At 69.6% G+C, this 12,988-nt stretch carries 15 protein-coding genes; 4 read left to right on the top strand and 11 right to left on the bottom strand.

Annotated features, from left to right (window positions below; genetic code table 11):
* Positions 1–63: 63 nt before the first annotated feature.
* The 3 genes from ACJ7VY_RS07680 to rsmD are packed head-to-tail and all read right to left on the bottom strand — an operon-like array spanning position 64 to position 1,747.
* Positions 64–555, bottom strand: a complete 492-nt coding sequence (locus ACJ7VY_RS07680; protein ID WP_104938689.1) for a hypothetical protein — start codon at positions 553–555, stop codon at positions 64–66.
* Between the two features lie 44 nt (positions 556–599).
* Complete coding sequence (gene coaD, locus ACJ7VY_RS07675; RefSeq protein WP_104938688.1) at positions 600–1,106, bottom strand: pantetheine-phosphate adenylyltransferase; 507 nt, start codon at positions 1,104–1,106, stop codon at positions 600–602.
* The gene (rsmD, locus tag ACJ7VY_RS07670; RefSeq protein WP_313255560.1) at positions 1,103–1,747 is read right to left on the bottom strand and encodes a 16S rRNA (guanine(966)-N(2))-methyltransferase RsmD; all 645 of its coding nucleotides are present in this window, start codon (positions 1,745–1,747) and stop codon (positions 1,103–1,105) included. Before rsmD ends, coaD begins: the two co-directional genes overlap by 4 nt.
* Before the next feature lie 146 nt (positions 1,748–1,893).
* Here rsmD and htpG point away from each other — a divergent pair, with 146 nt between their 5' ends.
* Positions 1,894–3,792 (top strand): molecular chaperone HtpG, encoded by a 1,899-nt coding sequence (gene htpG, locus ACJ7VY_RS07665; protein ID WP_161614348.1) that lies wholly within the window; start codon positions 1,894–1,896, stop codon positions 3,790–3,792.
* 113 nt (positions 3,793–3,905) lie between these two features.
* Here htpG and ACJ7VY_RS07660 read toward each other — a convergent pair whose 3' ends face one another.
* A complete protein-coding gene (locus tag ACJ7VY_RS07660) occupies positions 3,906–4,205 on the bottom strand; it encodes a hypothetical protein (protein WP_104938685.1) in 300 nt (99 codons plus the stop codon).
* Positions 4,206–4,316: 111 nt separating this feature from the next.
* Here ACJ7VY_RS07660 and ftsY point away from each other — a divergent pair, with 111 nt between their 5' ends.
* The 3 genes from ftsY (at position 4,317) to ACJ7VY_RS07645 (ending at position 7,003) form a co-directional block, all read left to right on the top strand.
* Positions 4,317–5,561 carry a signal recognition particle-docking protein FtsY gene (gene ftsY / locus ACJ7VY_RS07655; protein ID WP_104938684.1) on the top strand — a complete coding sequence of 415 codons (1,245 nt, stop codon included), beginning with the start codon at positions 4,317–4,319 and terminating at the stop codon, positions 5,559–5,561.
* A gap of 77 nt (positions 5,562–5,638) precedes the next feature.
* Positions 5,639–6,697: an A/G-specific adenine glycosylase gene (gene mutY, locus ACJ7VY_RS07650; protein ID WP_409476713.1), complete on the top strand. Its 1,059-nt coding sequence runs from the start codon at positions 5,639–5,641 to the stop codon at positions 6,695–6,697.
* A 30-nt stretch (positions 6,698–6,727) separates the two neighbouring features.
* Entirely contained in the window at positions 6,728–7,003 is a 276-nt protein-coding gene (locus tag ACJ7VY_RS07645) for an oxidative damage protection protein (RefSeq protein WP_161615142.1), read from the top strand.
* A 50-nt stretch (positions 7,004–7,053) separates the two neighbouring features.
* Here ACJ7VY_RS07645 and ACJ7VY_RS07640 read toward each other — a convergent pair whose 3' ends face one another.
* From ACJ7VY_RS07640 to sdhA, 7 genes are all read right to left on the bottom strand, one after another.
* A complete protein-coding gene (locus tag ACJ7VY_RS07640; RefSeq protein WP_313255565.1) occupies positions 7,054–7,512 on the bottom strand; it encodes a DUF6491 family protein in 459 nt (152 codons plus the stop codon).
* A 143-nt stretch (positions 7,513–7,655) separates the two neighbouring features.
* Complete coding sequence (gene lolD, locus ACJ7VY_RS07635; protein ID WP_313249163.1) at positions 7,656–8,366, bottom strand: lipoprotein-releasing ABC transporter ATP-binding protein LolD; 711 nt, start codon at positions 8,364–8,366, stop codon at positions 7,656–7,658.
* Complete coding sequence (locus ACJ7VY_RS07630) at positions 8,359–9,600, bottom strand: lipoprotein-releasing ABC transporter permease subunit (protein WP_161615145.1); 1,242 nt, start codon at positions 9,598–9,600, stop codon at positions 8,359–8,361. Before ACJ7VY_RS07630 ends, lolD begins: the two co-directional genes overlap by 8 nt.
* A 44-nt stretch (positions 9,601–9,644) precedes the next feature.
* Positions 9,645–10,073: a hypothetical protein gene (locus ACJ7VY_RS07625; RefSeq protein ID WP_409476712.1), complete on the bottom strand. Its 429-nt coding sequence runs from the start codon at positions 10,071–10,073 to the stop codon at positions 9,645–9,647.
* Complete coding sequence (locus ACJ7VY_RS07620) at positions 10,024–10,278, bottom strand: succinate dehydrogenase assembly factor 2 (protein WP_104938677.1); 255 nt, start codon at positions 10,276–10,278, stop codon at positions 10,024–10,026. Before ACJ7VY_RS07620 ends, ACJ7VY_RS07625 begins: the two co-directional genes overlap by 50 nt.
* Before the next feature lie 112 nt (positions 10,279–10,390).
* Positions 10,391–11,176 carry a succinate dehydrogenase iron-sulfur subunit gene (locus ACJ7VY_RS07615; protein WP_104938676.1) on the bottom strand — a complete coding sequence of 262 codons (786 nt, stop codon included), beginning with the start codon at positions 11,174–11,176 and terminating at the stop codon, positions 10,391–10,393.
* A gap of 18 nt (positions 11,177–11,194) precedes the next feature.
* On the bottom strand, positions 11,195–12,985 hold the full coding sequence (gene sdhA / locus ACJ7VY_RS07610; protein WP_104938675.1) for a succinate dehydrogenase flavoprotein subunit: 1,791 nt from the start codon (positions 12,983–12,985) through the stop codon (positions 11,195–11,197).
* Positions 12,986–12,988 lie beyond the last annotated feature (3 nt).

The following is a 12,988-nucleotide window of genomic DNA, read 5'->3' as shown; positions in this document are numbered from 1 at the left end:
TGCGGCCCGCTTCCGGGCCGGCAGCGGCCGGACATGCGCAAGGCATGCCCGGCCGGGCACGGGTCACTTGGCTTCAACGAAGATGTAATCGGCGCCGGTCGGCTGCACGATGGTCTGCACGCGGGCGTTGTCGGCGGCATCGCCGATGTACACCACGCGCACGCCCTTCATGGAATCGGCCTGCACGCCCTTGAACGCGGTCTCGATCAGGTCGGCCATCTTCGACGAGGCCGACGAACCGAAGGCCAGCATGTTGCCCGGGGACACGCCGCGGCCGATGGCGGCGGTGGCGCTTTCGACCTGGCGCTCGTACTTGGCGGCGAACTCCGGGTCGGACTCCGGCACCAGGTAGTACAGGTACGGGTTGTTGGTGATGTTGCCCATGTTCTGCACGGCCACGGCCTGCAGGTACTTGCGCCAGCCGGCATCGTCGTCCTTGGCCGGGGCCACCAGCGCCTGCTGCGCCTCGGCGGCCGGTGCGGCCTCTTCCTTCTTGCAGGCGGTGAAGCCCAGCACCAGCGAAGCGGCCAGCATCACGCGCATCGTGTTCTTCATGGATCGTCTCCCTCTATTGGATTCGTTACGGCTGTTGGGATGGGTCAGGCGCCAGCGCGGGATTCGCGGGCCCTGCGCAGCGCTTCGAGCACCGTGGCCGGCACGAAACCGGACACGTCGCCTCCCAGCCGGGCGATTTCGCGCACCAGCGAGGAAGAAATGAAGCTGTGCTGTTCGGACGGGGTCAGGAACAGGGTCTCGACCTCCGGGATCAGGTGGCGGTTCATGCTCGCCATCTGGAATTCATATTCGAAATCGGACACCGCGCGCAGGCCGCGCAGCAGCACCCCGGCATGCACCGAGCGCACGAAATGCGCCAGCAGGGTGTCGAAACCGACCACCTCGACGTTGTCATGGCGGGCCAGCGCCTCGCGCGCCAGCTCCACGCGCAGCGCCAGCGGCAGCGTCGGCCCCTTGGACGGGCTCTGCGCCACGCCGACCACGATCTTCTCGAACAGCGGCGCGGCCCGGTGCACCAGGTCGATGTGACCATTGGTGATCGGGTCGAACGTGCCCGGATAGACGGCAATGCGCGGGTTGGACGGGGTCATGCGGACGGAGTCGCGTTCAGGTCACCGCGGAGTGTAGCAGCGGTGCGAACGTACAGGGCATAGCCGACATCGCGGGTGGCGCCCTCGCGGTGCAGGCGCCAGCCCGCGGGCGGAAGCGGCGCCGCGGCCGCGGGCGCCTCCACGTACAGCCACGCATCCGCGGCCAGGTGCCGCGGCAGCCGCTCGAACACCTGCGCCCACAGGCCGGCGGCGAACGGCGGATCCATGAACACGATGTCGGCCTGCATCGGCGCGGCGGTTTCCAGCCAGCGCAGCGCATCGCCGGCGGCGACCTGCACCTGCGCAGCGGCGCCCAGCCGCTCGACCACGCCGCGCAGCGCCGCGGCCAGCGCCGGGTCGCGTTCCACCAGCTGCGCCGAAGCGGCCCCGCGCGACACCGCCTCGAGCCCCAGCGCGCCGCTGCCGGCGAACAGGTCCAGTACGCGCGCACCGGGCAGTTTGGGCATCAGCCAGTTGAACAGGGTTTCGCGCACGCGGTCGCTGGTCGGGCGCAGGCCGTCCAGCGACGGCACCTGCAGCCGCGTATTGCGCCAGCGGCCGCCGATGATGCGCACCTGCCCGTCCCCGCCATGCGCGGGACGGCGGGAGGCCGGAGCGGGAGATCGCGGGGAACGGGGCATGCGAATGGCGGCGGAAACGGGCCCGCATGATAAGCCGAACCCGCCCTCTTCCCGCGCCCGCGGACTTGAAATCCGCCGCCCGGCCCACATCCGTGAGGCCATCGGCCGCCCGCGCGCGGCCAGGCAACCATGGAGCGAACCCGACGATGACCGCCGAAGCCCACAAGGAAACCCGCGGTTTCCAGACCGAGGTGAAGCAGCTGCTGCACCTGATGATCCACTCGCTGTACTCGAACAAGGAAATCTTCCTGCGCGAGCTGGTCTCCAATGCCGCCGATGCCGCCGACAAGCTGCGTTTCGAGGCGTTGACCCGGCCGGAGCTGCTGGAAGGCGACGGCGCGCTGCGCATCCGCATCGAGGCCGACCCGGCCGCGCGCACCCTGACCATCGACGACAACGGCATCGGCCTGAGCCGCGACGAAGCCGTGGCGCACCTGGGCACCATCGCCAAGTCGGGCACCGCCGACTTCCTGAAGAACCTGTCCGGCGACCAGAAGAAGGACGCCAACCTGATCGGCCAGTTCGGCGTAGGTTTCTATTCGGCCTTCATCGTCGCCGACCAGGTCGACGTCTACAGCCGCCGCGCCGGGCTGCCGGCCAGCGAGGGCGTGCACTGGTCCTCGCGCGGCGAAGGCGAGTTCGAGGTCGCCACCATCGACAAGCCCGAGCGCGGCACCCGCATAGTGCTGCACCTGAAGGACGGCGAGGAAGGCTTCGCCGATGGCTGGAAGCTGCGCAGCCTGGTCAAGAAGTACTCCGACCACATCGGCCTGCCGATCGAAATGCACAAGCAGGCCACTGGCGACGAGGCGCCGGCGGCGGCGGAGTGGGAAGCGGTCAACAAGGCCAACGCGCTGTGGACCCGGCCCAAGTCCGAGGTCAGCGACGCCGAGTACCAGGAGTTCTACAAGCACATCGCCCATGACTTCACCGACCCGCTGGCGTGGAGCCACAACCGGGTCGAGGGCAAGCTGGAATACACCTCGCTGCTGTACACCCCCGGCCGCGCGCCGTTCGACCTGTACCACCGCGACGCCGCCAAGGGCCTGAAGCTGTACGTGCAGCGCGTCTTCATCATGGACCAGGCCGAGCAGTTCCTGCCGCTGTACCTGCGCTTCATCAAGGGCGTGGTCGACTCCAGCGACCTGCCGCTGAACGTTTCGCGCGAGATCCTGCAGTCCGGGCCGGTGATCGACTCGATGAAGTCGGCGCTGACCAGGCGCGCACTGGACATGCTGGAGAAGCTGGCCAAGGACGCTCCCGCCGATTACCAGCGCTTCTGGAAGGAATTCGGCCAGGTGCTGAAGGAAGGCCCCGCCGAGGACTTCAACAACCGCGAGAAGATCGCCGGGCTGCTGCGCTTCGCCTCCACCCATGGCAGCGACGGCGCGCAGGACGTGGCGCTGGCCGACTACGTCGGCCGCATGGTCCAGGGCCAGGACAAGATCTACTACCTCACCGGCGAGAGCTACCTGCAGGTCAAGGACAGTCCGCACCTGGAGGTGTTCCGCAAGAAGGGCATCGAGGTGCTGTTGATGACCGACCGCATCGACGAGTGGCTGATGAACTACCTGCACGAATTCGACGGCAAGTCGTTCGTGGACGTGGCCCGTGGTGACCTGGACCTGGGCACGCTGGACTCGGAGGAAGAGAAGAAGGCGCAGGAGGAAGCCGCCAAGGCCAAGGAAGGGCTGGCCACGCGCATCAAGACCGCGCTGGGCGAGGACGTGGCCGAGGTGCGCGTCTCCCACCGCCTGACCGATTCGCCGGCGATCCTGGCCATCGGCGAGCAGGACCTGGGCCTGCAGATGCGGCAGATCCTGGAAGCCAGCGGGCAGAAGGTGCCCGAGAGCAGGCCGGTGTTCGAGTTCAACCCGGCGCACCCGCTGATCGAGAAGCTGGACGCCGAGCCGGACATGGACCGCTTCAACGATCTGGCGCGGGTGCTGTTCGACCAGGCCGCACTGGCCGCCGGCGACGGCCTGAAGGACCCGGCCGCTTACGTGCGCCGGCTCAACAAGCTGCTGCTGGAACTGTCGGCCTGAGGCCAGGCGCCCCCTCCGCGGCGGAGGGGGCCGGTCGTGGCAGGGCGTCCATCCGCGCCCTGCCCGCGGGCGTGACGCCGGCCGCGCCACCCCACGCGGCGCAAGCCGGGTGGTCAGGCGAACGCGTCGAACAGCGTCCCCAGCATTTCGCTGTTGCGCCGGATCACCACCGCGTTGGCGGCAAAGGCCACTTCATAGGTCCTGGCCGCCAGCAGGTCGGCGGCCAGGTCCGGCGCCCCCTCGCCCGCGGACACCCGCGCGCTGGCGCCGCCACCGGCAAGGGTCTGCACCGCCAGCACCTGCCGCGGCCCCACCGGCTGCACCGGTTGCACGGCGATGTTCTGCGCCGCCACGCGCACGCCCATCACGGCCACGCGCATGCCGGAGGCGGCAATCGAGGGAATCGCGTTCATGCCTTGTCATCGGCCTGCCAGGCGCCGACTTTAGCCCGTTTTCCGCCGCTGCGGACCGGCCGCCGCCAGCGCCGGTGGTAGCATGTGGCCCTGCCCCGGTTTTTCTCATCCATGCTCAGTTTTTTCCGTCGCAAGAAGCCGCAGGACGCCCCCGCGGTCGGCAAGCCCCCGCAATTCAGCGCCGAGGAGCTGGCCTCCGCCCTGCCCGCGCCGGCCGAACAGCCCGCGCCGGCGGCCGACCCCGCCGACGCGGCGCCCGCCGCTGACCCGGCGCCGGCCCTGGACCCCGTTGCGCCCGCGCCCGCCATCACCGCGCCCGCGCCTGTCGCTGACAGCACCGCACCCTCCGCGGCGGCCGGGACCGCTGCAGCGACGACGGCCGTGGATGCCACCGACGCGGGCCTGATCCCGGCCAACGCCGCCCCGGCCGCCCCGGCGGGCAAGCCCGGCTGGCGTGACCGCCTGCGCAACAGCGCCTTCGCCCGCAGCTTTGGCGGCCTGTTCTCGCGCAACCCGCGGCTGGACGACGACCTGCTCGACGAGATCGAGACCGCGCTGCTGACCGCCGACGTCGGCGTGCCGGCCACCACCGCGCTGGTCGAAGACCTGCGCCGGCGCATGAAATCGCGCGAGTTCGCCGACGCCAACGCGCTGCTCGCCGCGCTGCGCGCCGACCTGATCGCGCTGCTGCAGCCCGTGGCCCGGCCACTGGTCATCGACCGCGACGCCAGGCCGTTCGTGATCCTCACCGTGGGCGTCAACGGCGTTGGCAAGACCACCACCATCGGCAAGCTGGCCAAGCGCTTCAAGGACGAGGGCCACAGCCTGATGCTGGCCGCCGGCGATACCTTCCGCGCCGCCGCGGTAGCGCAGTTGCAGGTGTGGGGCGAGCGCAACGGCGTGGCGGTGATCGCCCAGGGCCAGAACGCCGACGCGGCATCGGTGGCGTTCGACGCACTGCAGGCCGGCAAGGCCCGCGGCACCAGCGTGCTGATCGCCGACACCGCCGGCCGCCTGCACACCCAGGCCGGGCTGATGAACGAGCTGAGCAAGATCCGCCGCGTACTGGGCAAGATCGACCCCAGCGCGCCGCATGAGGTGCTGATGGTGATCGACGGCACCACCGGCCAGAACGCGCTGAACCAGTTGCGCCAGTTCCACGCCGCCGCCGGCGTCACCGGGCTGGTGGTGACCAAGCTCGACGGCACCGCCAAGGGTGGCGTGGTGTTCGCGCTGGCGCGCGAGTTCGGCATTCCGATCCGCTTCGCCGGCATCGGCGAGCGCCCGGAAGACCTGCGCGTATTCGACCCGGAAGCCTTCGTCGATGCACTGCTGCCGGAGGCGCTGGGCAACTGATGGCCCGCGCAGGAGCGGCGTCGGGCATCGTGGCCGGCGCCACCGATGCAACTCCCGGCACGGGTGCGGGTGCGCGCATGCGCCCGTCCACCGATGCCTTTTCCCCGCGCCTGCTCGACTGGTTCGACCGCCACGGCCGCCATGACCTGCCCTGGCAGCATCCGCGCACGCCCTACCGGGTGTGGCTGTCGGAAATCATGCTGCAGCAGACCCAGGTGGCCACGGTCATCCCGTATTTCCAGCGCTTCGTGCAGTCGTTCCCGTCCCTGCCCGAGCTCGCGGCGGCGGACGACGACGCGGTGATGGCGCACTGGGCCGGGCTGGGCTACTACGCCCGCGCCCGCAACCTGCACGCCGCGGCCCGGCGCTGCGTGGAGCTGCATGGCGGCGACCTGCCGCGCGATCCGCAAGCGCTGCTGGCGCTGCCCGGCATCGGCCGCAGCACCGCCGGCGCCATCCTCAGCCAGGCCTGGAACGACCCGTTTCCCATCCTCGACGGCAACGTCAAACGCGTGCTCACCCGTTACCACGGCATCGCCGGCCACCCCGGCCTGCCCGCCGTCGAAAAGCAGTTGTGGGTACTGGCCGCGCAGCACGTGGCGCAGGTGCCGCCGGGACGCATGGCCGACTGGACCCAGGCGCAGATGGACTTCGGCGCCACCCTGTGCAGCCGCGCCAACCCCGCCTGCAGCCTGTGCCCGGTGCGGGATGGCTGCGCGGCACATGCCCAGGGACAGGTGGATTCACTGCCGACGCCAAAGCCCGGCAAGGTGTTGCCCGAGCGCGAGGCCAGCGCGCTGCTGCTGGAGGACAGCCAGGGCCGCATCCTGTTGTGCAAGCGGCCGCCCACCGGCATCTGGGCCTCGTTGTGGACGCTGCCGCAGGCCGACACCGATGCCGCGCTGCGCGCCTGGTTCGCCAGCCACATCGACGGCGACTACGACGCCGCCGACGAGCTGCCGCTGATCGTCCATACCTTCAGCCACTACCGGCTGCACCTGCAGCCGCTGCACCTGCGCAGGGTCGCCCTGCGCCCGCGCGTGGGCGACAATGCCGACCTGCGCTGGGTCGCCCGCGCCGAGCTGCCCTCGCTGGGGCTGCCGGCGCCCATCCGCAAGCTGCTCGACCGCCACTGAGGCGGCCCGCTCCACCGACAGGAACCCCGCATGCCACGCTCCGTCTTCTGCCAGTACGAACAACGCGAAACCGAAGGCCTGGACTTCGTGCCCTACCCCGGCGAACTGGGCCAGCGCATCTTCGCCAACGTCGGCAAGCAGGCCTGGGCGGCGTGGCTGGCGCACCAGACCATGCTGATCAACGAGAACCGGCTGTCGCCACGCGACCCGAAGCACCGCGCGTTCCTGGAGGAAGAGCTGGTCAAGTTCCTGTTCGGCGGCGGCGCGGAAAAGCCCGCCGGCTACGTCGCCCCGGACGCCCCCTGATACTGCCCGAGGGGGCTGCTGCCAGCCCCCTCGCTGTTGCCACGGCCGGCTCAGTCGCGGGACGGGTCCTCGGCGCGCGCCTCGATCTTGGCCTCGCGCAGCTCCCTCTCCGACGTGCGCAGCGCCTTCACGTCGAGCGGCTGGATGGTATCGATCCGGCACGGCATGCGCGTCAGGCCCGGGCCACCGCCGAGCACGATGACGCGGTCGAACTTGGCCGACACCCGGCCCATCATGTTGGTGACGCTGATCGCCGGGGCATAGGACAGGTCCATGCACGGACCGCTCAGGTTCAACAGCCAGGCCTCGTTGGGCTTGGTCCATACCGCCAGCGCGCTGTCACCGAGCTCGGTCCAGCCGTTGAGCGACCCGAAGTACTGGAAATCCTTCACCGGCGCGCCGGCATGGGCGCGGTACAGCTGCAGCCGCTCGCTGCTGGACAGCTTGCCGGTGGTGGCGCAGCCGGCCAGCGCGGCGACGGCGAACAAGACCATTGCCAGACGTTTCATGACACACCTCCTGTTCGGGAATACCTTCGCCATCTTGCACCGCAGCCGGTGACGCGCAAGCGAGCCGACGCGGCCTGTTCAGCCGGCGGCCGGATCAGGCGGCCCGCCCCGCCGCCGGAGGGGGGGGGCGAGCGGGATGGGCCTCAGACCTCGCTGTGCGCCAGCGGATGGAGCCGCGCCTGGCGCAGTTCGAGTACCCGGTCCAGGCGCCGCGCCAGGCCGCGGTCATGGGTGACCAGGACCAGGCTGGTGCGCTGGGCACGGTTCAATTCCAGCATCAGGTCGAACACCGTGGCCGCGGTCTTGTCGTCCAGGTTGCCGGTGGGCTCGTCGCCGAGCACGCAGGCGGGCCGGTTCACCAGGGCCCGCGCCACCGCCGCGCGCTGGCGTTCGCCGCCGGACAGCTCGCCGGGCTTGTGCTCCAGCCGGTGCCCCAGCCCGACCGATTCCAGCAGTGCACGCGCGCGCTGCTGGGCATCGGCAATATCGGCACCGCCGAGCACCACCGGCATCATCACGTTCTCCAGCGCGGTGAACTCCGGCAGCAGGTGGTGGAACTGGTAGACGAAGCCCAGCGAAGTGTTGCGCAGGCGCCCGCGCTGCGCGTCGGACAGGGCCGACATGCGCTGGCCGGCCACGTACACCTCGCCGGCGGTCGGCACGTCGAGCCCGCCGAGCAGGTGCAGCAGGGTGCTCTTGCCGGCGCCGGAGGCACCGACGATGGCCACCGTCTCGCCCGGCGCCACGTCCAGTTCGAGCCCGTCGAACACCGGCGTGCGCATGCGCCCTTCGGCGTAGGTCTTGGCCAGCCCCTCGGCACGTATCACCGATTCCATGGTCGCGTTCTCATTCATAGCGCAGCGCCTCCGCCGGCTGGGTGCGCGCCGCGCGCCAGGCCGGGTACAGCGTTGCCAGGAAACTCATCAGCAGCGCCACCGCGGTGATCACCACGATGTCGCCGGTCTGCATGTCGGTTGGCAGGCCGGTGATGTAGTACACGTCCTCGGGCAGCAGCTTGATGTCGAAGGTCGATTCGATCAGGCCGAGGATGCGCTCCAGGTTGAGCGTCAGGGTGATGCCGCCGATCACGCCGGCCACCGTGCCCATCAGCCCGATCAGGCTGCCCTGCACCATGAACACCTGCATCACCCCGCGCGGGGTCAGCCCCAGCGTGCGCAGGATCGCGATGTCGGCCTGCTTGTCGGTCACCAGCATCACCTGCGAGGACACCAGGTTGAACGCGCCCATCGCCACGATCAGCGACAGCAGGATGCCCATCACCGTTTTTTCCATGCGCAGCGAGTGGTAGAGGTTGGCGTTCTCCTGGGTCCAGTCGCTGACCCGGTACATGCCCTCCAGGTTCAGCGCCAGGTCGCGCGCCACGGTATAGGCCTGGTCCATGTCGTGCAGCTTCAGGCGCACGCCGGTGACCCCGTCCACCCGCAGCACCCGTTCCAGGTCCTGCATGTTGACGAACGCCACGCCGCGGTCGATCTCGTTGGAGCCGGCCTCGAAGATGCCGCTGACCTTGAAGCGCTTGGTCCGCGCCATCGCCCCGACCGGGGTGCCCTGGATCTCGGCCAGCGTCGCCACCACGCTGTCGCCCACGTCCACGCCCAGCCACAACGCCAGCTCCTTGCCGAGCAGGATGTTGAACCCGCCCGGCTGCAGGCTGTCCAGCGCGCCCTTCTGCATCTTTTCGCCCAGCACCGATACCTTCGGTTCGAGCGCCGGGTCCACGCCCTGCACGATCGCGCCCTGCACCCGCGGGCCGGCCAGCATGCCCTGGATCTCGATGTAGGGCGCGGCACCGGCCACGCGCGGGTCGCGGCTGGCCACGTCCACCGCGTGCTGCCAGTTGCGCATCGGCGCGCCATCGGCGCTGACCGTGGCGTGGGCGGACATCTGCAGCAGACGGTCGCGGATTTCCTTCTGGAAACCGCTCATCACCGCCAGCGTGGTGATCAGCACGGTGACCCCGAGCGCGATGCCGAGGATCGAGGCCATGGAGATGAAGGAGATGAAGCCGTTGCGGCGCTTGGCCCGCAGATAGCGCAATCCGATTGCGACGGGTAAGGGTCTGAACATGCGCGTGTGCCGATGGAGTGGCGCCATGTTGCCATTCCCGCCGGCTAACGGGAAACGGCATGGGCGCGCACGGCCAGTCGCAGTTCACGTCGACCGGCGCGGGGCAGCGTGTCCGGCCAGAACAGCAGCTGCCCGCGTCGCCCGCCACTGCGCCAGCGCAGCACCAGCAGCGGGCCGCGCTCGAGCAGCTCAAGCGCCTGGACCGCGCCGCCATCGACCTCGGCCACAGCCGGCGCGGGCGGCACCCGCAGCCGCCGCACCGGCTGGCGCAGCCCGCGCCGCGCCATGCCCAGCCCGTGGCCTACGGCCAGCAGCGCTGCCGGCCATGCAACGGCCCGCGCGAGCCCGCAGTTCAACAGCGCGATGGCGCCCAGCAGGCCCAGCAGGCACATCGCGCCGGCCTGCCAGCGCGAGGGCCGCCACTCACAGCGGAAGGGTGCGGATATAGTCCAGCAGGGCCGCCTGCTGCGCATCGGGACAGGCCTCGTAGCCCATGGACCAGCGCCACAGTTTGTCGTCTTCGGTTTCCAGCAGCTGCAGGAAAACAGCGCGCTCGGCTGTCGGCGCCTGCCCCCAGCGCTGGTCGAGATAGCGCCCGAACAGCTGGTCCAGCTCGCGCATGCCGCGTCGGCATCGCCAGCGCAGCTTCTTCAGTTCGATCTCGTCTTCAGGGCTCATCGCTCACCTGCCGATGCCACGGCCGGACCGTGGCGTAAACGAAGACGGCACCGGCCCGAGGGACCGGTGCCGCCATGGCCGCGATGCGCGGGGCATCGCGCGGGCCGGCGCATCAGGCGCGGCGCGCCATCATCAACTTCTTGATCTCGGCGATCGCCAGCGCCGGGTTCAGCCCCTTCGGGCAGGTCCGGGCGCAGTTCATGATGGTGTGGCAACGGTACAGCTTGAACGGATCCTCCAGATCGTCCAGCCGCGCACCGGTGTCCTCGTCGCGCGAATCGATGATCCAGCGGTAGGCCTGCAGCAGGATCGCCGGGCCCAGGTAGCGCTCGCCGTTCCACCAGTAGCTCGGGCAGCTGGTCGAGCAGCAGGCGCACAGGATGCACTCGTACAGGCCGTCGAGCTTCTTGCGGTCTTCCGGCGACTGCAGCCGCTCGCGGTCCGACGGCGCCGGGGTCTGGGTGCGGATCCACGGCTTGATCGACGCGTACTGCGCGTAGAAGTGGGTCAGGTCCGGCACCAGGTCCTTGACCACGTCCATGTGCGGCAGCGGGTAGATCGGCACCTCGGCCTTGGTGCAGTCGGCGATGGCGCGGGTGCAGGCCAGCGTGTTGGTGCCGTCGATGTTCATCGCGCACGAACCGCAGATGCCCTCGCGGCAGGACCGGCGGAAGGTCAGGGTCGGATCGATCTCGTTCTTGATCTTGATCAGCGCGTCCAGGACCATCGGGCCGCACGCGTCGAGGTCGACCTCGTAGGTGTCGGTACGCGGGTTCTGGTCGTCGTCCGGACTCCAGCGGTAGATCTTGAAGGTGCGCACGTTCTTGCCGCCGCTCTTGGCGGGGAAGTGCTTGCCCTGGGTGATCCGGGAGTTCTTCGGGAGTGCAAATTCAGCCATGTTCGTAGGTTCCCCGGATCAGTAGACGCGCGGCTTCGGCGGCACGACGGCGACGTCGTCGGTGAGCGTGTACATGTGCACCGGACGGTAATCGAAGCTGCACTTGCCCTTCTCGTCGACGGTGACCAGCGTATGCTTCATCCAGTTGGCGTCGTCGCGCTCCGGATAGTCCTCGTGCGCGTGCGCGCCGCGGCTTTCCTTGCGCTGCTCGGCCGAATTGATGGTGGCCACGGCGTTGAGCAGCAGGTTGTTGAGCTCGTAGGTTTCGATCAGGTCCGAGTTCCAGACCAGCGAGCGGTCGGAAACCTTGACGTCCTGGAACGAATCGAACACCTCGGCCATCTTCGCGCAGCCTTCGGCCAGCGTCTTGCTGGTGCGGAACACCGCGGCGTCGGCCTGCATCGTGCGCTGCATGCGGTCGCGGATCACGGCGGTCGGGGTGTCGCCATTGGCGTGGCGCAGCTTGTCCAGCAGGCCCAGCGCCTTGTCGCAGGCATCCGAACCCAGGGTCTTGTGCGGCGCGCCCGGCTTGATCGTCTCGGCGCAGCGGTTGGCCACCGCGCGGCCGAACACCACCAGGTCCAGCAGCGAGTTGGAGCCCAGGCGGTTGGCGCCGTGCACCGACACGCAGGCCGCCTCGCCGATGGCGTACAGGCCCGGCACCACCGCATCCGGGTTGTCGCCGACCTTGCGCACCACTTCGCCGTGGTAGTTGGTCGGGATGCCACCCATGTTGTAGTGCACGGTCGGGATCACCGGGATCGGCTGCTTGTGCACGTCGACGCCGGCGAAGATCCGCGCGCTCTCGGCGATGCCCGGCAGCTTCTCGTCGATCACGCCCGGGCCCAGGTGGGTCAGGTCGAGCAGGATGTGGTCCTTGTGCTCGCCGACGCCGCGGCCTTCGCGGATCTCGATGGTCATCGAACGGCTGACCACGTCGCGCGAGGCCAGGTCCTTGTAATGCGGTGCGTAGCGCTCCATGAAGCGCTCGCCGCTGCTGTTGCGCAGGATGCCGCCTTCGCCGCGCACGCCCTCGGTGATCAGGCAGCCGGCGCCGTAGATGCCGGTCGGGTGGAACTGCACGAACTCCATGTCCTGCAGCGGCAGCCCGGCACGGGCCACCAGGCCGCCGCCGTCACCGGTACAGGTGTGCGCCGAGGTGGCGCTGAAATAGGCGCGGCCGTAGCCGCCGGTGGCCAGCACCACGCCATGGGCGCGGAACAGGTGCAGGGTGCCCTCGGCCATGTCCAGCGCGAGCACGCCGCGGCACACGCCCTCTTCGTCGAAGATCAGGTCGAGCGCGAAGTACTCGATCATGAAGCGCGCGTTGTGCGCCAGCGACTGCTGGTACAGGGTGTGCAGCATGGCGTGGCCGGTACGGTCGGCGGCGGCGCAGGTGCGCTGCGCGGACGGGCCTTCGCCGTACTTGGTGGTCATGCCGCCGAACGGGCGCTGGTAGATCTTGCCGTCCTCGGTGCGGCTGAACGGAACGCCGTAGTGTTCCAGCTCGATGATCGCCGGGATCGCCTCGCGCACCATGTACTCGATCGCATCCTGGTCGCCCAGCCAGTCCGAGCCCTTGATGGTGTCGTAGAAGTGGTAGCGCCAGTCGTCCTCGCCCATGTTGCCCAGCGCGGCGGAAATGCCACCCTGCGCCGCCACGGTGTGCGAGCGGGTCGGGAAGACCTTGGTGATGCACACGGTCTGCAGGCCCTTCTGGGCCAGGCCGAAGGTCGCGCGCAGGCCGGCGCCGCCGGCGCCGACGACCACCATGTCGACCTTGTGTTCAGTGATGTTGTAAGCGGACATGTA

The organism is Stenotrophomonas sp. Y-13 (assembly GCF_046267925.1).
Lineage (GTDB): Bacteria > Pseudomonadota > Gammaproteobacteria > Xanthomonadales > Xanthomonadaceae > Stenotrophomonas > Stenotrophomonas acidaminiphila_A.
The sequence above is the reverse complement of the archived record's forward strand: the minus strand, read 5'-3'. Positions and strand labels throughout refer to the sequence as shown.